General features: G+C 69.6%; 21 protein-coding genes and 1 pseudogene. 10 read left to right on the forward strand and 12 right to left on the reverse strand.

All coding sequences use genetic code 11. The features are described 5' to 3' along the window. Positions 1–219: 219 nt before the first annotated feature. Positions 220–906 (reverse strand): Tim44/TimA family putative adaptor protein, encoded by a 687-nt coding sequence (locus AB4112_RS30150; RefSeq protein WP_309800876.1) that lies wholly within the window; start codon positions 904–906, stop codon positions 220–222. Positions 907–1,104: 198 nt separating this feature from the next. On the opposite strand from AB4112_RS30150, the gene AB4112_RS30155 reads away from it, so the two are divergent. After that, positions 1,105–1,635 carry an FxsA family protein gene (locus AB4112_RS30155; protein WP_309800873.1) on the forward strand — a complete coding sequence of 177 codons (531 nt, stop codon included), beginning with the start codon at positions 1,105–1,107 and terminating at the stop codon, positions 1,633–1,635. A gap of 141 nt (positions 1,636–1,776) precedes the next feature. Continuing rightward, complete coding sequence (gene secB, locus AB4112_RS30160; protein ID WP_309800871.1) at positions 1,777–2,280, forward strand: protein-export chaperone SecB; 504 nt, start codon at positions 1,777–1,779, stop codon at positions 2,278–2,280. Positions 2,281–2,343: 63 nt separating this feature from the next. On the opposite strand, the gene dnaQ is transcribed toward secB, so the two are convergent. The 5 genes from dnaQ to AB4112_RS30185 all read right to left on the reverse strand — a co-directional run bounded on the left by dnaQ (position 2,344) and on the right by AB4112_RS30185 (position 6,187). Next, a complete protein-coding gene (gene dnaQ / locus AB4112_RS30165) occupies positions 2,344–3,021 on the reverse strand; it encodes a DNA polymerase III subunit epsilon (RefSeq protein WP_309800869.1) in 678 nt (225 codons plus the stop codon). Further along, positions 3,021–3,665: a dephospho-CoA kinase gene (gene coaE, locus AB4112_RS30170; RefSeq protein ID WP_441725026.1), complete on the reverse strand. Its 645-nt coding sequence runs from the start codon at positions 3,663–3,665 to the stop codon at positions 3,021–3,023. The genes dnaQ and coaE overlap by 1 nt, the downstream gene beginning before the upstream one ends. Continuing rightward, entirely contained in the window at positions 3,665–4,510 is an 846-nt protein-coding gene (locus AB4112_RS30175; RefSeq protein ID WP_441725029.1) for a shikimate dehydrogenase, read from the reverse strand. Before AB4112_RS30175 ends, coaE begins: the two co-directional genes overlap by 1 nt. A gap of 250 nt (positions 4,511–4,760) precedes the next feature. Beyond that, positions 4,761–5,357, reverse strand: a complete 597-nt coding sequence (locus AB4112_RS30180) for a Maf family protein (protein ID WP_309800864.1) — start codon at positions 5,355–5,357, stop codon at positions 4,761–4,763. Beyond that, positions 5,354–6,187, reverse strand: coding sequence for a pyruvate, water dikinase regulatory protein (locus AB4112_RS30185; protein ID WP_309800862.1), 834 nt, complete (start codon positions 6,185–6,187; stop codon positions 5,354–5,356). Before AB4112_RS30185 ends, AB4112_RS30180 begins: the two co-directional genes overlap by 4 nt. Positions 6,188–6,553: 366 nt before the next feature. Between AB4112_RS30185 and hemE the strand changes: the two genes are divergently transcribed. From hemE to AB4112_RS30210, 5 genes are all read left to right on the forward strand, one after another. Beyond that, positions 6,554–7,624: a uroporphyrinogen decarboxylase gene (gene hemE / locus AB4112_RS30190; protein WP_441725032.1), complete on the forward strand. Its 1,071-nt coding sequence runs from the start codon at positions 6,554–6,556 to the stop codon at positions 7,622–7,624. Between the two features lie 2 nt (positions 7,625–7,626). Then, entirely contained in the window at positions 7,627–8,679 is a 1,053-nt protein-coding gene (hemH, locus tag AB4112_RS30195) for a ferrochelatase (protein ID WP_441725035.1), read from the forward strand. Between the two features lie 90 nt (positions 8,680–8,769). Next, positions 8,770–9,204 carry a protoporphyrinogen oxidase HemJ gene (hemJ, locus tag AB4112_RS30200; RefSeq protein WP_309800858.1) on the forward strand — a complete coding sequence of 145 codons (435 nt, stop codon included), beginning with the start codon at positions 8,770–8,772 and terminating at the stop codon, positions 9,202–9,204. Positions 9,205–9,468: 264 nt separating this feature from the next. Beyond that, the gene (rho, locus tag AB4112_RS30205; RefSeq protein WP_309800857.1) at positions 9,469–10,725 is read left to right on the forward strand and encodes a transcription termination factor Rho; all 1,257 of its coding nucleotides are present in this window, start codon (positions 9,469–9,471) and stop codon (positions 10,723–10,725) included. Positions 10,726–10,931: 206 nt separating this feature from the next. Next, entirely contained in the window at positions 10,932–11,291 is a 360-nt protein-coding gene (locus AB4112_RS30210) for a hypothetical protein (RefSeq protein WP_309800855.1), read from the forward strand. Positions 11,292–11,304: 13 nt separating this feature from the next. On the opposite strand, the gene AB4112_RS30215 is transcribed toward AB4112_RS30210, so the two are convergent. Next, positions 11,305–12,897 carry a DHA2 family efflux MFS transporter permease subunit gene (locus AB4112_RS30215; RefSeq protein WP_441725039.1) on the reverse strand — a complete coding sequence of 531 codons (1,593 nt, stop codon included), beginning with the start codon at positions 12,895–12,897 and terminating at the stop codon, positions 11,305–11,307. Then, the gene (locus tag AB4112_RS30220) at positions 12,894–13,982 is read right to left on the reverse strand and encodes an HlyD family secretion protein (protein WP_309800850.1); all 1,089 of its coding nucleotides are present in this window, start codon (positions 13,980–13,982) and stop codon (positions 12,894–12,896) included. The genes AB4112_RS30215 and AB4112_RS30220 overlap by 4 nt, the downstream gene beginning before the upstream one ends. A 129-nt stretch (positions 13,983–14,111) precedes the next feature. On the opposite strand from AB4112_RS30220, the gene AB4112_RS30225 reads away from it, so the two are divergent. Next, complete coding sequence (locus tag AB4112_RS30225) at positions 14,112–14,756, forward strand: TetR/AcrR family transcriptional regulator (RefSeq protein WP_441725043.1); 645 nt, start codon at positions 14,112–14,114, stop codon at positions 14,754–14,756. A gap of 121 nt (positions 14,757–14,877) precedes the next feature. Here AB4112_RS30225 and AB4112_RS30230 read toward each other — a convergent pair. Next, positions 14,878–15,273 (reverse strand): annotated as a pseudogene (locus AB4112_RS30230) (DUF1801 domain-containing protein); the annotation flags it as partial. 85 nt (positions 15,274–15,358) lie between these two features. Beyond that, positions 15,359–16,015 carry a DsbA family oxidoreductase gene (locus tag AB4112_RS30235; RefSeq protein WP_309800845.1) on the reverse strand — a complete coding sequence of 219 codons (657 nt, stop codon included), beginning with the start codon at positions 16,013–16,015 and terminating at the stop codon, positions 15,359–15,361. Between the two features lie 255 nt (positions 16,016–16,270). Here AB4112_RS30235 and AB4112_RS30240 point away from each other — a divergent pair, with 255 nt between their 5' ends. Then, positions 16,271–16,711: a hypothetical protein gene (locus AB4112_RS30240; protein WP_441725047.1), complete on the forward strand. Its 441-nt coding sequence runs from the start codon at positions 16,271–16,273 to the stop codon at positions 16,709–16,711. Positions 16,712–16,736: 25 nt separating this feature from the next. On the opposite strand, the gene AB4112_RS30245 is transcribed toward AB4112_RS30240, so the two are convergent. Further along, positions 16,737–17,303: a TetR family transcriptional regulator gene (locus tag AB4112_RS30245; protein ID WP_441725049.1), complete on the reverse strand. Its 567-nt coding sequence runs from the start codon at positions 17,301–17,303 to the stop codon at positions 16,737–16,739. Positions 17,304–17,393: 90 nt separating this feature from the next. Between AB4112_RS30245 and AB4112_RS30250 the strand changes: the two genes are divergently transcribed. Next, on the forward strand, positions 17,394–18,302 hold the full coding sequence (locus AB4112_RS30250) for an SDR family oxidoreductase (protein ID WP_441725052.1): 909 nt from the start codon (positions 17,394–17,396) through the stop codon (positions 18,300–18,302). A gap of 9 nt (positions 18,303–18,311) precedes the next feature. On the opposite strand, the gene AB4112_RS30255 is transcribed toward AB4112_RS30250, so the two are convergent. Beyond that, positions 18,312–19,217: an aminoglycoside phosphotransferase family protein gene (locus tag AB4112_RS30255; RefSeq protein WP_441725055.1), complete on the reverse strand. Its 906-nt coding sequence runs from the start codon at positions 19,215–19,217 to the stop codon at positions 18,312–18,314. Positions 19,218–19,221: the final 4 nt, after the last annotated feature.

Below are 19,221 nucleotides of genomic sequence, written 5' to 3' on the forward strand. Positions count from 1 at the left end.
GGCTTAGGCTGCGGCGGTGGCGCCGCCTCGGGCGCAGGGGGCGGCGGCGCGGGCGCGAGCGGCCGCAACGGCACGACGTCCTGCATCACGAGCCGCCAGAGTCGGCGCTCTTCCTCGCTCGGTTTTCGGGGTCTGGCCATGCCGGATCAGCGGTCGGAGTCCTTGACCGGACGGCCGCATCCCGGGCGCTGGCGGGTTGGGGCGGCCGTCATACCCGGCTCAGTGGGATTCGCGGGTCTCGACCAGCGCCCAGTTCGGGTCGGTGGCGCGAGTGTTGCGCGAGAAGGTCCAGATGTCGGTGACCTCGACCGTCTGGTCGGGGTTGCCGTCGATCACGGTGCCGTCGGCATCGTGCAGCACCGTCTTCTGGCGCGAGCCGATGCGGATGGTGACGAAGGCGGTGCGGCCATCCATGCGGGCGTCGATGATCTCGGCCCGGTCGACCGATTCCACCGTCTCCTCAAGCGTGTGGCCGGCGGCCAGGCGCTCGCGGATCGCCTCGCTGAATTCGTCGTAGAGCTCGTCGGACAAGAGCGGCCGCAGTGTCGCGGTGTCGCCGCGGGCGAAGGCCTCGACGATCATCTTGAAGGCGGCGCGGGCACCGCCGGCGAAGCTGCTTTCGCTGAAGCTGCGGTCGGCGATCTTGATCTGGGTCAGGCCGTTGGCCATCCCGCCATCGCCGTTGGCGGCGCCGCGCGGACGGTCCGGCATGGCCACGACGTTGTCGGGGGCGCGGTCGGGCGACCGCGGCTCCGGCCGCGCCGGGGGCTGCTGCTGGGTGGCGAGCGGATTCGGACGCCGCTGCTCGGTCCCCGTGCGGCGGCCGAGCACGCTGCGCAGCCGCAGAATCAGGAATCCGGCGATCGCCGCCAGAACCAGAATATCGAGGAAAGAGCCTTCGCCCATCGGTCCCTTCACCTGTCGCGCGCCCTGCCTGGGCGAATGCGTCGCTCTGGACCCGGGCGCCGCGCGACATTACCTCTGTTGTCGGCCCGTCCGACGACCAAACCGGCGGACGGCCTTCCGGGCCAGGATGCGCGGATCAGGAACGACGCCTGCTCCCCGACAGATAGGCCGCCGACCCCCAAACGGCAAGGGAAACTCATGCCGCTGCTCGCCCTGCTGCTTCTTGTCCCGGTCCTGGCCGAGATCACCGTCTTCATCCTGGTCGGCCGCTGGCTGGGCGTTGCAGTCACCCTGCTGCTGTTCGTGGCCATCGGCGTGATCGGGTCGATCCTGCTCAAGCGCCAGGGGCTGCTGGCCCTGCGCGAGATGCAGTCGGCGCTGAGCCGGGGCGAGCCGCCGGCCGAGCCGGTGGCGCATGCAGCACTGCTGGTGCTGGCGGCGCTGCTGCTGATCTTCCCCGGATTCCTCAGCGACGCCTTCGCCCTGCCGCTGCTGCTGCCGCCGGTGCGGCGCTTCGTGATCCGCTGGCTGGGAGCCCAGGCCAAGCGCCGCGGCGGCTTCACCGTCTGGCCCGGCGCCCGCGGCCCCGGGGCACGGGGCCCCGGCGGCCCGGTGATCGACGCCGACTACACCGAGGTCGACCCCAACGCCGCCGATCCCTCGCTGCCGCGGATCGAGCAGTCGCGCTGGGGAGAGGACCGCGGGTCGCACCGCGGCGACGACAAGTAGTCGCGCCGGGGTCACCGACCGAGCCGGGTCCCCTGCCCAACCCCGGTTGTCCCGGCTGCGGGTTCCGTGCTAGCGAGACGCCGTCTTTTCGCCGGCAGGAGCCCAGTCAGAGCTCCCCGCCCGAGTTTCAGGGAGATTTTCATGTCGGACGTCAACCAGCAGCCCGACGCGGCGCAGCAACTGCAGCCGTCGCTGCAGATTTCGGCGCAGTATGTGAAGGACCTGTCCTTCGAGAACCCGAACGCGCCGCGCAGCCTGACCCAGGCCGCCACGCCGCCGCAGGTGACCGTCAATGTCGACGTCCGCACCCAGCAGCTGGCCGACAACGCCTTCGAGGTGGTGCTGCACATCAAGGCCGAGGCCAAGACCGGCGACGCCGCGACCTTCCTGTGCGAGCTGAGCTATGGCGGCGTGGTCGCCCTGGCCAACGTCACCAAGGAGCAGACCGCACCGCTGCTGCTGATCGAAGCGCCGCGCCTGCTGTTCCCCTTCGCCCGGTCGGTCATCGCCGAGGCGACGCGCAACGGCGGCTTCCCGCCGCTGCTGATCCAGCCGATCGACTTCACCGAGCTGTTCCGCCGCCAGCTGGCCGCCCTGCGCGCCCGCTCGGAGGCCGAGGGCCAGCCGCAGCCGACCGTGAACTGACACGCGGCTTCGCCCGTGTGCTTTTTGCTTTGGGCCGGGGGTGCCGGGAGCTGCCCCTTCCCCTCAGCCTTCCTTCAGCCACATCGGGTCGGCCAGGCCCTGGATGAAGGCGAGATGGGCTGCCAGCTCCGCTTCGGTCGGGGCGTGCGGCCGCGGCGGGCGGGCGACGCGCTCGATCGTGATCGTGGTCTCGGTGATCTCGACCGAGGTGCTGATGGCCAGGCCGGGCTCGCGCCCGCCGCACATCTCCAGCCAGACCTCGGCCAGCAGCTGCGCATCGAGCAGCGCGCCGTGCAGGGTGCGGCCGGAATTGTCGATGCCGAAGCGCCGGCACAGGGCGTCGAGCGAGGCCTGGGCGCCGGGGAAGCGCCGGCGGGCGATCGCCAGCGTGTCGGTCGCCCGCACCATCGGGATCGGCTTCAGCCCGAGCCGGCCGAGCTCCGCGTTCAGGAAGCTCATGTCGAAATCGGCGTTGTGGATCACCAGCTGGGCGTCGCCGATGAATTCGAGGAAGCCGTCCACCACCTCGGCGAAGACCGGCTTGTCCGCCAGGAACTCGTCGGTCAGCCCGTGCACCCGCTGCGCCTCCATCGGCACCAGCCGCTCCGGGTTGATGTAGACGTGGTAGGACGCACCGGTCGGGACGTGGTTGATCATCTCGACCCCGCCGATCTCGACCAGGCGGTCGCCGCCCAGCGCATGGAAGCCGGTGGTTTCGGTGTCCAGAACGATCTCGCGCATCACACCATATTCCCACGTTGATCGAGGGCCATCGAGGGCCGCCAGCGCCGCCCCGGCCGGGCCAAAGCCTGGCGCCGCACCGCCCGGAGGGCGAGCCGCGACGCCCTGCGGCCGAGGCCGGTCGGCACCACCCAATCCGCCCGCCGCTGTTTATCACGGTCCGGCATCTGTGCCGCCAGGATGGCGGCGAATTTCTCGGTCGTCATCCCCGGCCGCGCCAGCACCCGCTGACGCTGCAGCAGCCGCGGCGCGCTGACCACGGCGACGCCGTCGCAGAAGCGCTCGCCCCCGGTCTCGAACAGCAGCGGGATGTCGAGCACCACCAGCGCGTCGCCGCGCCGCCCGGCCTGCCGCAGGAAGCGGCGCAGCCGGCGGCGCACCAGCGGGTGCAGGATCGCCTCCAGCCGGCGCAGCGCCGCCGGGTCGCCGAACACCTGCGCCCCCAGCGCCCGCCGGTCGACCGCGCCGTCGCGCACCACCCCAGGGAAGGCCGCTTCCACCGCCGGCACTGCCGCCCCGCCATGGCGCAGCAGGTCATGCACCACCGCGTCGGCGTCGTGCACGGCGATGCCGTCGCGTCGGAACATCGCCGCCGCCGTGGACTTGCCCATGCCGATCGAGCCGGTCAGGCCCAGGATCCGCATCAGCCCTGTCCCGGTCCCAGCACCGCGGCCCGCAGCGCGGCATCGACCGCCGGCGCCACCCCGAACCAGGCCTCGAAGCCCGGCCGCGCCTGGTGCAGCAGCATGCCGATGCCGTCGACCACCTGATGGCCGCGGGCCCGCGTCGCCGCCAGCAGCGGCGTCTCCAGCGGGACATAGACGATGTCGTTGACCAGCGCCGCCCGCGGCAGCGCATCGAGCGGCAGGTCCAGCGCGGCGTGTCCCTGCATGCCCTCGGTGGTGGTGTTGACCAGCAGGGCGGCGCCGTCCAGCGCCGCAGCGCGATCGGCCCAGTCGATCACGGTGATCGGCCCGCCCAGCTCCGCCGCCAGCTTCTCGGCCCGGGCGCGGGTGCGGTTGGCCAGCCGGATCTCGGGCACGCCGGCATCGGTCAGGGCGACGATGATGGCGCGCGAAGCACCGCCGGCGCCGATCACCACCGCCGGCCCCTGCCCGGCCGACCATGCCGGCGCCCCCGCTTGCAGGTTGGCCAGGAAGCCGAAGCCGTCGGTGTTGGTGCCGAACAGGCTGCCATCCTCGCGCACCACGATGGTGTTGACCGCGGCGATGCGGCGGGCCAGCGGGTCGAGCTCATCGACCAGGGCCATCGCCGCCTCCTTGTGCGGCACGGTGACGTTGCAGCCGCGGAAGCCGAGCGCAGGGAGGCCGCGCAGCGCCGCCTCCAGCCGGTCCGGCGCCACCGCCAGCGGCACATAGGCGCCGTCGATGCCGTGGCGCGCCAGCCAATGGCCATGCAGCTGCGGCGAGCGGGAATGCCCGACCGGCCAGCCGATCACCCCGGCCAGGCGGCCCTTTGCGGTCAGCATGGAAAATGTCCATCAGATTGCAGCAGCCGGCCGAAGCCATAGGAGTCCCCCCTCCCCTTGCGGGAGGGGGGTAGGGGGAGGGGGTTCTCTCGGCCCGATCCGGCCAAACCCATGGCATATGCGGCCATCCGCTCAATCGGACTTTTGCCGATACGCGCGCGGACGCGCGCAGACCCCTCCCCCAACCCCCTCCCGCAAGGGGAGGGGGGACTAGAAAAAGAAGGCCTGAACAAGGCCCGATCCTGTCCCCTCACGACGGCAGAACCCCCTGGTCGCGCAGGAAGCCGAGCAGCGGCAGCAGCGGCAGGCCGAGAATGGTGAAATGGTCGCCCTCGATCCGGGCGAAGAGCTGGGCGCCCCAGCCTTCGAGCTGGTAGGCGCCGACCGAGGACTGCACGGCCGGGCCGACCGCGTCGAGATAGGTCTCGAGGAACAGATGGCTGAACGATCGCATGGTCAGCCGCGCCGTGTCGGTGCTGTGCCACAGCCTTTCGCCGTCGCGCATCGCCAGCGCGGTCGAGGTCAGGGTGTGGGTGCGGCCGCGCAGCGCCAGCAGCTGGGCCCGGGCCGCGTCACGATCCGCCGGCTTGTCGTACCAGACCCCGTCGCACTCCAGCATCTGGTCGGCGCCGATCACCAGGGCGCCGGGATGGCGCAGCGAGATCCGGCGCGCCTTCATGCCGGCCAGCATCTCGGCGACATCGCCCGGGGACGCGCCTTCGGCCTGCATCGAGGCCTTGACCTCGCCCTCGTCGATCGCGGCGGCGCTGACCGCCAGCGCGACGCCGGCCGCCTCGAGCATCGCCCGGCGGGTGGCGCTGCCGGAGGCCAGGACGATGCCGCTCACGGAATCCCCGCATTGCGGCCACGCCGGGCCAGCAGCGACAGGATCTCCGCCGCCGTCTCCTCGATCGCGCGGCGGGTGACGTCGAGCACCGGCCAGCGGTGCTTGGCGAAATAGCGCCGGGCCTCCGCCACCTCCGACCGCACCTGCTCGGGGTCGACATAGTCGGTGGTCTGGGCCTGGTTCAGCATCTGCATCCGGTTGCGGCGCAGCTGCACCAGCCGCTCCGGGTCCTTGGTCAGCCCGACCACCAGGGGCCGGGTCACCTTGTGCAGATCCTCCGGCAGCGGCAGGCCGGGCACGAAGGGCACGTTCGCCGCCTTGACCCCGCGATTGGCGAGATAGAGGCAGGTCGGGGTCTTCGAGGTGCGGGACACGCCGACCAGGATGACGTCGGCCTGGTGCAGGTCGCGCACCAGATGGCCGTCGTCGTGGCCCAGGGCGTAGTCCATCGCCTCGATGCGGTGGAAATAGGCGGCGTCCATCATGTGCTGCCGGCCGGGCCGGCCATGCACCGCCATGCCCAGCTGCTGCGCCAGCGCCGCCATGATCGGGTCGAGCACCGAGATGCAGGGCACGCCCAGCGTGCCGCAGACATCCAGCAGGCGGTGACGCAGCCCGTCATCGACCAGGGTGAACACGACGATGCCGGGATGGGCGCGGATTTCCTCGACCACCAGGTCGAGCTGGCGGTTGGTGCGCACCAGGTTCCAGAAGTGCTCCACCGGCTCCGCCCCCTCGAACTGGGCGAGGCAGGCGCGGGCAACACTATGAATGGTGTCACCCGTCGAATCCGAAACGAGATGTAGGTGGAATGTCTTGGTCTGCGCCATAGCCCTGTTTTATCCCGAGGCTTGGGGATTGTCTGTGGGCAAAATGGGGATGGAACGCGTTTCAGGGGGGCTTGACGCGATTCCATGCCCGCTGACCGCTGATTCCTCGACTCTTCCATCAGGCTGGGGGCGAGAATCCCGACCGCTGTGCCGGGCCGCCGGGACGGCCGGATGCGACGTCGAGTCGTCCCGCACATTGTGGACAGGGGGAAGCGCGAGGGTGTAGCGAGTCGGTCGTGTCATCCCCGCTTTCCACAGGCTTTGCCGATCGGCTGGGGGCAACCCTGTGGATGGAATGGGGAAGAGTCACAATCCCCGTTATCCACAGCCATCCACTGCCTACCTCAATTCTAAAGGACTCTCTTCATGGTAAAGGATGGCCGCACCGGGGGAGAGACCGTGACCAGATCCGAGAAGCCGTTTTTGCGCGCCCTGGCCGGCGAGGCCCTGGCCCGCCCGCCGGTCTGGCTGATGCGCCAGGCCGGGCGCTACCTGCCGGAATACCGCGCCGTCCGCGCCCGGGCCGGCAGCTTCCTGGACCTGTGCTACAACCCGGAGCTGGCCGCGGAGGTGACGCTGCAGCCGATCCGCCGCTACGGGCTGGATGCGGCGATCCTGTTCTCCGACATCCTGGTGGTGCCGCACGCGCTGGGCCAGGCGCTGGACTATGTCGAGGGCGAAGGCCCGAAGCTGGCGCCGGTGACCGACGCCGCCGGCATCGGCCGGCTGTCCGCCGACCGCCTCCACGACGTGCTGGGACCGGTCTACGAGACCGTCGGCCGGGTCGCCGGCCTCCTCCCCCCCGAGGTGGCGCTGATCGGCTTCGCGGGCGCTCCCTGGACGGTGGCGACCTATATGGTCGAGGGCGGGGGCAGCAAGGAATACGCCGCGGTGAAGGGGCTGGCCTTCGGGGCGCCGGAGACCTTCGCCCGGCTGGTCGACCTGCTGGTCGACGCCACCAGCGCCTATCTGCTGCGCCAGATCGCGGCCGGGGCCGAGACGGTGCAACTGTTCGACAGCTGGGCCGGGGTGCTGCCGGCGGCGGAGTTCGACCGCTGGGTGATCGCGCCGACCCGGCGGATCGTCGATGCCGTGCGGGCCGGCGCCCCCGGCGTGCCGATCATCGGCTTCCCGCGCGGCGCCGGGCTGCTGTACGAGCGCTACCTCGCCGGCACCGGGGTCGATGCGGTCGGGCTGGACGGCAGCGTGCCGCTGGATTGGGCGGCGCGGGCGCTGCAGCCCAAGGCGGCGGTGCAGGGCAATCTGGACCCCGTCTTCCTGGTGACCGGCGGCGACCCGATGATCCGGGCCGCCGATGCGATCGTAGACGCCCTGGGCCGCGGCCCGTTCGTCTTCAACCTCGGCCATGGCGTGCAGCAGCGGACCCCGCCGGAGCATGTCGGAGCCCTGGTCAAGCATCTGCGCAGGAAGGGGTGAGCATGAGCCGGCGGATCGCCATCGTCCTGTTCAACCTGGGCGGACCCGACAATCCGGACGCGATCCGGCCGTTCCTGTTCAACCTGTTCGCCGACCCCGCCATCATCCGCCTGCCCAACCCGCTGCGGGTCATCCTGGCCTGGGCGATCGCCAGGAAGCGGACCCGGGTGGCCAAGGACATCTATGCCGAGATCGGCGGCGGCTCGCCGCTGCTGCCCAACACCGAGGCCCAGGCCCGGGCGCTGGAGGCGGAGCTGGCCGACCTGGGCGAGGTCAAGGCCTTCATCGCCATGCGCTACTGGCATCCGATGAGCCAGGAGACGGCGATGCTGGTGAAGGACTTCGCGCCGGACGAGGTCATCCTGCTGCCGCTGTACCCGCAGTTCTCGACCACCACCACCGGCTCGTCGATGCGGGTGTGGCGCGATGCCTGCAGGATCGCCCGGCTGGACGTGCCGACCCGGGCGGTCTGCTGCTATCCCACCGAAAGCCGCTTCATCGCCGCCATGGCCGCCGGGCTGCGGGCGGCCCATGCCGAGGCGGCGGCGCATGGCCGGCCGCGGGTGCTGTTCTCGGCGCACGGCCTGCCGGAGAAGATCGTCAAGGCCGGCGATCCCTATCAGTGGCAGTGCGAGCGCACCGCCGCGGCGCTGGCCGAGGCCTCGGGCATCCCCGACCTCGACTGGGTGTCGACCTATCAGAGCCGGGTCGGCCGGCTGAAATGGATCGAGCCGTCGACCGAGGCGGTGATCCATGAGGCGGCGCATGCCGGGCGGCCTATCGTGGTGGTGCCGATCGCCTTCGTGTCGGAGCATTCCGAGACGCTGGTCGAGCTGGACATCGAATACCGCAAGCTGGCTGACGAGGGCGGCGCGCCGTGCTACCTGCGGGTGCCGACGGTCGGCGCCGACGAGGGCTTCATCGCCGGCCTGGCCGACCTGGTGCGGGCCGGGCATCGCCGGGGATCGACATGCGAGGCCGGCGACGGCGGCCGGATCTGCCCGGCGGCGTTTTCGGGGTGCCCCAGCGCGATGACCCTGAGCCTCAGTTCCTGAGGATCAGGGTCTGAATCGCGCTGGAGTTTGCAGAGTCGGTGTTCCGAGGTATCGGAACACCGGTAAAGCGGCATAGGGAGCGAGAGACGGATGGCGGCTTACTACCTCTGGATCAAGGCGTTCCACGTCTTCTTCGTGATCTCGTGGATGGCCGGGATGCTGTATCTGCCGCGGCTGTTCGTCTATCACAGCCAGACCGCGCCGGGCACGCCGGAATACGAGCGCTTCTCGATCATGGAGCGGCGGCTGATGCGCGGCATCATGCTGCCCTCGGTGGTGCTGGCCCTGGTGTTCGGCATCGCCATGCTGACCATTGACCCGTCGCTGCTGCAGCAGGGCTGGCTGCATGTGAAGCTGACGGGGGTTGTGATCCTGCTGGTGCTGCACCATCTGTGCATGCGGTGGCGCCGCGCTTTCGCCGAGGGCCGCAACCAGCACAGCGAACGCTTCTTCCGCATCGCCAACGAGGTTCCGGCGCTGCTGCTGCTGATCATCGTGGTCATGGTGATCGTGCGGCCGTTCTGAACGGCCTCAGGCCGTCACCCTCCAATTCCCTTGCTCGTCATTCCCGCGAAAGCGGGAATGACGAAAATAGGACCGCCAAAGGGTCGCGTGATTGACTTGCGGCAGGTCCTTCGATAACCATCTGTTGTTCTCAACGGTCTTCCGGCGATCATCGATACGCCGACGCGGTCGAGCCCTTCGCGCCGCGAGATCGAGCTTCCTGCCGAGAAAACAATCCAAAGACGTCGCGACGCCGACGATCTGCCCACGCCCATCAGGGTCCCCATGCATCTGCAAGAACTGAAAGACAAAGCGCCCAGCGAGCTCCTGGCCTATGCCGAGGAGCTTGAGGTCGAGAACGCGAGCATGCTGCGCAAGCAGGACATGATGTTCGCCATCCTCAAGCAGCTGGCCGAAAACGACGTTGCCATTTTTGGATCAGGCGTTCTTGAAGTCCTGTCCGACGGGTTCGGATTTCTCCGGTCCCCGGAATCGAATTACCTGCCCGGCCCGGACGACATCTACGTGTCGCCGCAGCAGATCCGCCGCTTCGGGGTGCGCACCGGCGACACCATCGAGGGCGAGATCCGGGCGCCGAAGGAAAACGAGCATTATTTTGCTCTGACCAAGGTCAACCAGATCAACTTCGAGGACCCCGACCGGGTCCGCCACCGGGTCACCTTCGACAACCTGACGCCGCTCTATCCCGACGAAGCGCTGCGGATGGAGCTGAACGACCCGACCAAGAAGAACGTCACCGGCCGGATCATCGATCTGGTCTCGCCCCTCGGTAAGGGCCAGCGCGCCCTGATCGTGGCGCCGCCGCGCACCGGCAAGACGGTGATGCTGCAGAACATCGCCAATTCGATCGCCGAGAACCACCCCGACGCCTTCCTGATCGTGCTGCTGATCGATGAGCGGCCGGAGGAAGTGACCGACATGGACCGGTCGGTGAAGGGCGAGGTCATCTCCTCCACCTTCGACGAGCCGGCGACGCGCCACGTCCAGGTGGCCGAGATGGTGATCGAGAAGGCCAAGCGCCTGGTCGAGCACAAGAAGGATGTCGTCATCCTGCTCGACTCCATCACCCGCCTGGCCCGCGCCTACAACACCGTGGTGCCGTCCTCCGGCAAGGTGCTGACCGGCGGCGTCGACGCCAACGCGCTGCAGCGGCCGAAGCGCTTCTTCGGCGCCGCGCGCAACATCGAGGAAGGCGGCAGCCTGACCATCATCGCCACCGCGCTGATCGACACCGGCAGCCGGATGGACGAGGTGATCTTCGAAGAGTTCAAGGGCACCGGCAATTCCGAGGTGATCCTGGACCGCAAGCTGTCGGACCGCCGGACCTTCCCGGCGATCGACATCGGCAAGTCCGGCACCCGCAAGGAAGAGCTGCTGGTCGACAAGGCCACCATGTCGAAGATGTGGGTGCTGCGCCGGATCCTGATGCCGATGGGGCCGACGGATGCGATGGAGTTCCTGATGGAGAAGCTGAAGCACACCAAGTCGAATTCGGACTTCTTCGACAGCATGAACCAGTAACGGGCGCCCCGGCGTTCGATGCCAGGCAGGCCGCCGGTCGCAGGACCGGCGGCCTTTTTGTTGTCCGCTGGCCGGTGGGGAACCCGCCTCGGGAAGAGATCTTCGCCGTGAAAACGGCCGGGCCCTGCGGTCATGCGATTGATTGGCGGGCGGGAACGCCCATCTAGGGAATGGTCCTAACCTTGAGGGTGGTTAGCGTGGCTTTCATGCGATCGATCCCGGCCGTCGCGATTCTTCTCGCCGGCACCGGCCTTGCCGCCTGCGTGTCATCCGGACCGGCGCCGGCGACGCCGGACGCCGCCCTGGTGCAGACCGTCGACCAGATGCTGGGCGGCAACCAGTGCGCGCCGCAGATCGCGGGGCAGCTTGCGGGCTACCGGCTGACCGCCGCATCGCTTGCCAGCATCTATCAGCAGCCGGTTCAGGATGCGTATATCCGGACGTTCTCGCAGCGGCAGATCTGGGTGAAGCTGGCGGGCCGCCCGGGCAGCGTGGTGGTGGTCTACGACCGTGAGAGCTGCCGCCTGATCAACAGCTACGGCGCCGACGGGGCGGTCTTCAGCTGACCGCCCGACCTTCTCAATGCGCCTCGGCCGGCGGCTTCGCCTGCTTCGGCATGCGCAGCAGCGGCATCAGCAGCAGCCCGGCGTAGAACAGCAGCGCCATCAGCAGCAGGCAGTCGGCGAAGGTCAGCACCTGGGACTGCTGCAGCACCATGTTGTCGAGCGTCCTGACCGCCGCCAGGTCGGGGTTGCCGACCCCGGCCGCGGTGAACTTCTGGCTGAGATTGCCCACCATCGCCTGCACCTGCGGGTTGGTCATGGTGACATGGTCGGCGATGCGCGAGGTGTGGAACGCCGCCCGGTCGATCATCACCGTGTTGATGCCGGCCAGGCCGAAGGCGCCGCCGAGGTTGCGCATCAGGTTGTAGAGGCCGGAGGCGTTCTTGATCTTGTCCGGCGGCAAAGTGCCCAGCGCCAGGGTGTTGATCGGCAGGAACAGCAGCATCAGCGACATGCCGCGGATGGCCTGAGGCCAGAACAGCTCCCAGAAGCTCCAATCCGCGGTGATCCAGGTCATCAGGTAGACGCCGGTGCCGAAGGCCACCAGCCCGATGCCCAGCATCACCCGCAGGTCCAGCTTCTTCGACAGCATCCCGGCGATCGGCGCCGAGGCGAACTGGAACAGGCCGGTGACGAACATGATCTCGCCGATCTGCAGGCTGTTCAGGCCGCGGACGCGGGCCAGGAACAGCGGCACGATATAGACCGCGCCGTAGAGGCCGACGCCGATGATCAGGCTGAACAGGCAGCCGACGGCGAAGTTGCGGTCGGCGAAGGCGCGCAGGTCGACGATCGGATTCTTCGCGGTCAGCACCCGCAGGAAGAAGCCGATGCCGGCGAGGACGCCGATCACCGCGAAGGTGAAGATCGCGTGGTCCTCGAGCCAGTCGTAGCGCGGCCCTTCCTCGAACACGTATTCCAGGCTGCCGAGGAACGTCGCCATCAGGCCCAGCCCGGCGAAGTCGAACCCCTTGAACAGGCTGAAATTCGGCTTGTCGAAATCGACCAGGAACCAGACGCCGGCGGTGACGATCACGCCCGGCACGACATTGATCAGGAACAGCCAGTGCCAGGAGAAGGCCTGAGTCAGGTAGCCGCCGAGCGTCGGCCCGATGGTCGGCGCCATGGTGGCGACCAGGCCGATCAGCACCGAGACCCCGGCCCGCCTCTCGGGCGGGAACAGGATGAAGGAGGCGGCGAAGACGGTTGGGATCATCGCCCCACCGAGGAAGCCCTGCACGGCGCGGAACAGGATCATCGATTCGATGTTCCAGGCCATGGCGCAGGCGACGCTGGACAGGGTGAAGCTGGCCGCCGAGACGACGAACAGGATCCGGGTCGAGAACAGCCGCGACAGGAAGCCGGAGAGCGGGATCATCACCACTTCGGCGATGAGATAGGCGGTCTGCACCCAGCTGATCTCGTCCGGGCTGGCCGACAGCCCGGCCTGGATTTCGCTGATCGAGCTGGAGACGATCTGGATGTCCAGGATCGCCATGAACATGCCGACGACCATGGTGAAGAAGCCGAGGGTCTCGCGCGTCGAGGGCCCGGCCTTCTTCGCCGCGGCCGGCACGGGCGCCGCCGCGGTCGCCGTCACCGCGGTCACTGACGCAGCTCGGCCGCCACCGCGGCGCCGAAGATGCCGCTGGCCAGGAGCGGGCCGGTCCCCTCCTCCCGCGTGTCGACCGAGACGCCGACCGACAGGCCGGGGCGCAGCAGGCCGCTGAGCTGGTTGTCGATCGGGAGGGCGATCCGCACCGGCACGCGCTGCACCACCTTGGTGAAGTTGCCGGTCGCGTTCTCCGGCGGCAGCAGGCTGAATTCGGCGCCGCTGGCCGGGGCGAAGCTTTCGACATGGCCGGTCAGCGACTTGCCGGGAAAGGCGTCGATGCTCAGCGCCACGCTCTGGCCCACCCGCATGTCGGAGAGCTGGGTCTCCTTGAAGTTGGCGACGACATAGACCTTCGGCAGCGGCACGATCGACAGGAGCTGGGTGCCGGCCTTGACATACTGCCCGACCTCGACCCCCTTGTTGCCGACCACGCCGTCGACCGGTGCGTGGATCACCGTGCGGTCGAGGCTGATCTGGGCCAGGTCGACCGCGGCGGTCAGCTTTTCGATCTGGGCCTGGGCCTGGCGGCGCGACGCCTCCAGGATCGCCGTCTGGCCCTGCTGGTTGGCCAGGGCGGCCTGGGCGCTGGCCAGGGCGGCGGTGGCGCGCTTCTGGTCGGTGTCGGCGGTTTCGAAGGCCTGCTGGCTGCCGTTGCGGGACTCCCACAGCCGGCGCGCGCGCTCCAGGTCGTTGCCGGACTGGGCCAGGGTCGCGGTGGCCTGGTCGACCGTGGCGGTGGCCTGGGCGATCATCGACCCCTGCAGCGCCAGCTGCTGCTCGATCGAGGCCAGCGTCGCCTGCTGGCCCGCCAGCTCCGCCTTCGCCTGCGCCACCTGGGCGCGGTAGTCGCGGTCGTCGATGCGGATCAGCGGCGCGCCGGCCTTCACCATCTGGTTGTCGGTGACCAGCACCTCGACCACCGAACCCTCGACCTGCGGGCTCAGCGTGGCGGTGTCGCTCTGCACATAGGCGTTGTCGGTGGTCTCGAGGAACCGGCCGACGGTCCACCAGTGATAGCCGAAATAGCCAGCGCCGGCGGCGGCGATCAGGGCGGCGACGACGATGATGGGCTTGCGCATGGGGGCAACCGGGCAGGGGTGAACTGAACCGTTCAGTCTTGTTGCGGGAAGGTGCGGATCGGACTATGTGTTGTCAAGATCAAACTGAACGGTTCAGTTTAGTTCAATCCCGGTGTATCCCTGAGAGCCATGACCCGCCCCCTTCTCGACACGCTTCCCCCGCCAGCCACGGCCAGCCGGAAGCCCGCCCAGATCCTGGAGGCGGCGTATACGGTCTTCCTCGAGCAGGGCTTCGGCGCGGCCAGCATGGACGCGATCGCGCGGGAGGCCGGGGTGTCCAAGGCCACGCTCTACGCGCATTTCACCAGCAAGCAGGAGCTGTTCACCGCCATGGTCGGCAGCGCCTGCCGGGTCTATGAGCTGCTGGCGGCGATGTCGCCGCCGCCGGATGACCTGCGCGCCGCGCTGATGGAGGCCGGCGGCACGCTGCTGCGCTTCATCCTCCACCCCGATGTGAACAAGGTGTACCGCAGCGTCATGGCGGAGGCCGCCCGGTTTCCGGAGCTGGGGCGGATGATGTATGACGCCGGCCCCGGCCAGGGCAAGGCGCACCTGGCCACGTTCTTCGCCGCCGCCACCGAACGGGGCCAGCTGGCGGTGCCGGACCCGGAGCTGGCGGCCGAGCAGTTCGGCGCCATGATCCTCGGCCACATGAAGATGCGTCTCGAGCTGGGCCTCGAGATTCCGAGCGAGGAGCGGATCGAGCGCGGGCTGCGCAGCGGCGTCGACGCCTTCCTGCGCGCCTACGCTGCCCCGGCCGCGCCAACACCTTAGAGGCCGTCTGGAACCACGCCGGCGCGGCCGCCTGATGGCGGTTGCTGCGCTTCCGGTGCTCACGGACCCAAACGTCCGCTGCGCGCCGGTTCTCGCAACCACACGCGATCGCCAAACAGGCGGCCAGCAGGCCTTCCGGCAAGGGATCGGACGCGCCCAGCAGGATCGCACGGTTTCCCTCGAAGGCCAGCTCGTTGGAGAACAGCGCCCGGAATGTCGCAACCAGCGTGGTCCGGCAGTGGAAGTAGACCGCGCAGCGTTCGGGCGCGGCGCGCGGCCAGCCCAGCCTGATCGTGCTGCCGCTGCCGGTGGCCGCGGTCAGATAGGCCGGCTGGCCCCATCTGAGCGTCTCGGTGAGGGGGCCGACCCCCTCCGTCGCAGCCGCCGTCTCGAAGATCAGCCGCCGCACCGTCAGGAGCCGTGCCCGGATGGCGGGCGGACAGGCCTCGAACGCCGCTGAGACCCCGGGTGGCATCGCTGGGCCGGCGAGCGATGCGCGCTTCGGTGACGACGTCATCGCCTGCTCCCGACCTGCTGCGTCACCACTCTCTCGCACGGACCGATCTGATAAATCCTGCGGAGTTTCGGCTGAGGCCGGCCCTTCAGCCTTCCGTCGCGATCCGGCGCAGGGCCTGCTCGAACACCTCGACCGGCTGGCCGCCCTCGATCAGGTGCCGCTGGTTGAACACGATCGCCGGCACCGCGCGGATGCCGTGGTCCTGGTAGAACCGCTCCTGGGCCCGCACGTCCTCGGCGAATTCGCTGCCGGCCAGGATGGCGGCCGCCCGGTCGGCGTCCAGCCCGACCTCGCCGGCCACCCGCGCCAGCACGGCATGCGAGCCGACATCCTCGCCATCGGTGAAATAGGCGGCGAACAGCGCATGCTTCAGCTCGCGCTGGCGGCCCTCCTGCTCGGCCCAGTGCAGCAGGCGGTGGGCGTCGAAGGTGTTGTAGATGCGGCGGCGCTGGCCGAAGTCGAAGGTGAAGCCCACCGCGGCGCCGCGCTGGCGGATGCCCTCCTGGTTCTGCGCGATCTGGGCGGCGGACCCGCCGTATTTGTGGGTGAGGTGCTCGACCACGTCCTCGCCCTCGGGCGCCATTTGCGGGTTCAGTTCGAAGGGCTGGAAGTGCAGCTCGACCGCCACCTCGCCGTCCAGCCGCCGCACCGCCTGTTCCAGCGCGTTGAGGCCGATCGCGCACCAGGGGCAGGAGACGTCGGAGACGAAGTCGATCCTGATCGGGGTGGTCTGGGCCGGCATGGCAATCACTTTCCGGATGCGTCGCGCCGCCATGACCCGCATGGCGGCAGGGAGGGGAGAAGCTCGCCCAGCGGAGAACAAAGCGGGCCCGCGGTCAAGCGGCGGCGGGGGATCGCATGGCTCGGATGCGCCGGTGACGGAGGTGGACGGCTCGTCCACCCGCTGGCCCCGGCATCTCGGCGCCCCGGGGAACAGGGCGGCCGGCCGCGAGTTGTGTGCTTGTCCAACGCGCCGCCATTCCGGGAGGACGAGAGCGTGACGGCTTCACTTCAGGTGGAACGAGATCATCCGGCGCGCAGGCGCCTCGGCCGCGGGGTCGCGGGCGCCCTGACGGTGCTTTGCCTGGCCGCGCTGGCCGGCTGCCAGACGGACTATGGCGGCGGCGGATATTACGACCATGCGGCGGTCGACCCCTATCAGCCGCAGGGCTACGACGATTCGCAGCAGCAACAGCAGCAGCAGTTCTACCAGCAGGAGCAGTACCGCCAGCAGCAGGAGCAGATGCGGCGGCAGCAGGACGACGAGCAGGAGCGGCAGCGCCAGGCGCAGGACCAGCAGGAGCAGCAGGAATACTGGCAGCAGCAGCAGGACCAGCGCGAGCAGTGGCAGCAGCAACAGGAACAGCAGCGCCAGATGGAAGAGCAGCAGGAGCAGCAGGAGCGGTGGCAGGAACAGCAGCAGCAGCAATATCAGTGATCGCCTCGGGATGTAGCCGCCTTCGTCACCCCGGAGTGACGAAGGCGGCCACGAAGCGGTTGAGGCTGTCCTCAACGTAGCGGTCGACATCGCCCTGCGGGTCGAAGCTCCACCACAGCAGCGACCCCTGCCATTGCGACGCCATCAGCAGGCCGATGCCCGGCGGCGCATCGGGCACCTGCCGGAAGCAGTCCTCCAGGGCGTCGGACAGCGCGGCCTTCCAGGCGGCGCCGCGCGACCGCAGGGCGGGATCGCGCAGATCCTCACGCAGGATCAGCAGCCCGTCGGCATAGGCCTCGATCCCGCCATAGTCCCGCGACAGCGCCGACAGCATCCGCACCGCGCCGGCCGCGGTCCTGGGCACCGTCGCCGCCAGCCCGGCGGTCTTCTCGTCCAGCCGGTCCCAGGCCCGCATCAGCGTGCTGCGCACCAGTTGGGCCTTGCTGCCGAAGCGCTGCACCAGGGTCGAGGCCGACAGGCCGCAGGCCTGGGCCAGGGTGGCGAAGGTCAGCGCCTCCGGCCCGCTCTCGTGCATCAGCCTGTGCGCCGCCGCCAGCACCTCCTCGTCCGACAGGGTCTTGCGCCGAGGCATCTTGACTTCCGTTTATAACCGAACAATCGTTTATATACCGCATCGGACCGGGCTGCCAACCGGCCCGTGGCCCATATCCGGGAGGAATCGATGACGCTGTCGGGAAAGGTCGCCCTGGTCGCCGGCGGCACGCGCGGCGGGGGCCGGGGCATCGCGGTCGAGCTCGGCGCCGCCGGGGCCACGGTCTATGTCACCGGGCGGACGACGCGCGACCACCCATCCGAGTATGAGCGGCCGGAGACCATCGAGGAGACGGCGGAGATGGTCACGGCCCTGGGCGGCCAGGGCATCGCCGTCCAGGTCGACCATCTCGTCGCCGAGGATGTCGGCCGGCTGGTCAACCGCATCCGCGCCGAGCAGGGGCGCCTCGACATCCTGGTCAACGACATCTGGGGCGGCGAAAAGCTGATGGAGTGGAACAAGCCGGTCTGGGAGCACGATCTGCGGAAGGGCCTGCGCCTGCTGCGCCTGGGCATCGACACCCATCTGGTCACGGCGCACCACGCCCTGAAGCTCCTGATCGAGCGGCCGGGCGGCCTGCTGGTCGAGGTCACCGACGGCACCGCGGACTACAATGCCGACCACTATCGGCTGTCGCCCTTCTACGACCTGGTCAAGGTGGCGGCGACGCGGATGGCCTGGGCCCATGCCAGGGACCTCGCCCCGCATGGCGCCACCGCGGTCTGCGTCACCCCGGGATGGATGCGGTCCGAGATGATGCTGGACGCCTATGGCGTGACCGAGGAGACCTGGCGCGACGCCACCAAGGTCCAGCCGCACTTCATCATCTCCGAGACCCCGCGCTTCCTGGGGCGCGCCGTGGCGGCCCTGGCGGCCGACCCGGACCGGGCGCTGTCGAACGGGCAGTCGCTGTCCAGCGGCGGGCTGGCCCAGGTCTACGGCTTCACCGATCTCGACGGGTCCCGCCCCGACGCCTGGCGCTATGTGCCGGAGGTCCAGGATGCCGGAAAGCCCGCCGACGCCACCGGCTATCGCTGAAACGATGGCCTAAGCCAGCTCGGCGTGATCTTCCAGCACGGCGTCGATCACCCGCCGGGACTTTTCCGCCTCGACCGGGTCGGGGGTGGTGCCGGGCAGCTGGGCGTAGACGATCAGCGCCTTCCACAGCGCCCAGCCGCGGCCGCGGGCCCAGGTCGCGGGGTCGCTGGGCAGGGCGGCGCGGAACGCCGCGCGGCTGTCGCCGTCGAACCGGGTCCAGGCGATCACCAGGTCGCAGGCCGGGTCGCCCACGCCCGAGGTCCCGAAATCGATCACCGCGCTCAGCCGTCCGTCCTGGACCAGCAGGTTGCCGACGCTGATGTCGCCGTGGAACCACACCGGGTCGCCATGCCAGGTCGCCGCCAGGGCCGCGTCCCACACCGCGGTCGCGGCGGCGCCGTCGATCCGGCCGCCGAGGGCGGCGATCGCCTGCCGGGTCTCCGCGTCATAGACGGCCAGCGACCCGCCGCGGAAGAAGTTGTGCGGCCCCGCCGGCGGCCCGTCGGTGGCATCGGCCCGCTTCAGCGCGACCAGGAACCGGCCGAGCGCGGTCGCGAACCCACTGAGATCGGCGATCCGCCCGGCCGCCGCGGTCTCGCCGTCGAGCCAGCGATAGACCGACCAGGGCCAGGGATAGCCCTCGCCCGGCGCGCCCTTGGCCAGGGGTGCCGGAATCGGCAGCGGCAGCACCGGGGCCAGAAGCGGCAGCCAGCGATGCTCCTTCTCCACCTGCAGGACATAGGCCGCGCTGCTCGGCAGCCGCACCGTCATGCGGTCGCCGAGATGGAAGGTGCGGTTGTCCCAGCCGCCGAACTGCACCGGCCGGATCGGCAGATCCGCCCAATGCGGGAACTGGGTGGCGACCAGCCGGGCCACCAGGGCCTCGTCGATGCGAACCGCCTCTTCATCCGGCATCTGC

It is taken from the genome of Inquilinus sp. 2KB_23 (genome assembly GCF_052115705.1).
Lineage (GTDB): Bacteria > Pseudomonadota > Alphaproteobacteria > DSM-16000 > Inquilinaceae > Inquilinus > Inquilinus ginsengisoli_A.

What these genes read in the sequence shown, in the direction of transcription:
- AB4112_RS30150 (WP_309800876.1), bottom strand. Translation starts at nt 906, where the DNA reads ATGGGCGAAGGCTCTTTCCTCGATATTCTGGTTCTGGCGGCGATCGCC.
- AB4112_RS30155 (WP_309800873.1), top strand. Translation starts at nt 1,105, where the DNA reads ATGCCGCTGCTCGCCCTGCTGCTTCTTGTCCCGGTCCTGGCCGAGATC.
- secB (WP_309800871.1), top strand. Translation starts at nt 1,777, where the DNA reads ATGTCGGACGTCAACCAGCAGCCCGACGCGGCGCAGCAACTGCAGCCG.
- dnaQ (WP_309800869.1), bottom strand. Translation starts at nt 3,021, where the DNA reads ATGCGCGAGATCGTTCTGGACACCGAAACCACCGGCTTCCATGCGCTG.
- coaE (WP_441725026.1), bottom strand. Translation starts at nt 3,665, where the DNA reads ATGCGGATCCTGGGCCTGACCGGCTCGATCGGCATGGGCAAGTCCACG.
- AB4112_RS30175 (WP_441725029.1), bottom strand. Translation starts at nt 4,510, where the DNA reads ATGCTGACCGCAAAGGGCCGCCTGGCCGGGGTGATCGGCTGGCCGGTC.
- AB4112_RS30185 (WP_309800862.1), bottom strand. Translation starts at nt 6,187, where the DNA reads ATGGCGCAGACCAAGACATTCCACCTACATCTCGTTTCGGATTCGACG.
- hemE (WP_441725032.1), top strand. Translation starts at nt 6,554, where the DNA reads ATGGTAAAGGATGGCCGCACCGGGGGAGAGACCGTGACCAGATCCGAG.
- hemH (WP_441725035.1), top strand. Translation starts at nt 7,627, where the DNA reads ATGAGCCGGCGGATCGCCATCGTCCTGTTCAACCTGGGCGGACCCGAC.
- hemJ (WP_309800858.1), top strand. Translation starts at nt 8,770, where the DNA reads ATGGCGGCTTACTACCTCTGGATCAAGGCGTTCCACGTCTTCTTCGTG.
- rho (WP_309800857.1), top strand. Translation starts at nt 9,469, where the DNA reads ATGCATCTGCAAGAACTGAAAGACAAAGCGCCCAGCGAGCTCCTGGCC.
- AB4112_RS30210 (WP_309800855.1), top strand. Translation starts at nt 10,932, where the DNA reads ATGCGATCGATCCCGGCCGTCGCGATTCTTCTCGCCGGCACCGGCCTT.
- AB4112_RS30220 (WP_309800850.1), bottom strand. Translation starts at nt 13,982, where the DNA reads ATGCGCAAGCCCATCATCGTCGTCGCCGCCCTGATCGCCGCCGCCGGC.
- AB4112_RS30225 (WP_441725043.1), top strand. Translation starts at nt 14,112, where the DNA reads ATGACCCGCCCCCTTCTCGACACGCTTCCCCCGCCAGCCACGGCCAGC.
- AB4112_RS30235 (WP_309800845.1), bottom strand. Translation starts at nt 16,015, where the DNA reads ATGCCGGCCCAGACCACCCCGATCAGGATCGACTTCGTCTCCGACGTC.
- AB4112_RS30245 (WP_441725049.1), bottom strand. Translation starts at nt 17,303, where the DNA reads ATGCCTCGGCGCAAGACCCTGTCGGACGAGGAGGTGCTGGCGGCGGCG.
- AB4112_RS30250 (WP_441725052.1), top strand. Translation starts at nt 17,394, where the DNA reads ATGACGCTGTCGGGAAAGGTCGCCCTGGTCGCCGGCGGCACGCGCGGC.
- AB4112_RS30255 (WP_441725055.1), bottom strand. Translation starts at nt 19,217, where the DNA reads ATGCCGGATGAAGAGGCGGTTCGCATCGACGAGGCCCTGGTGGCCCGG.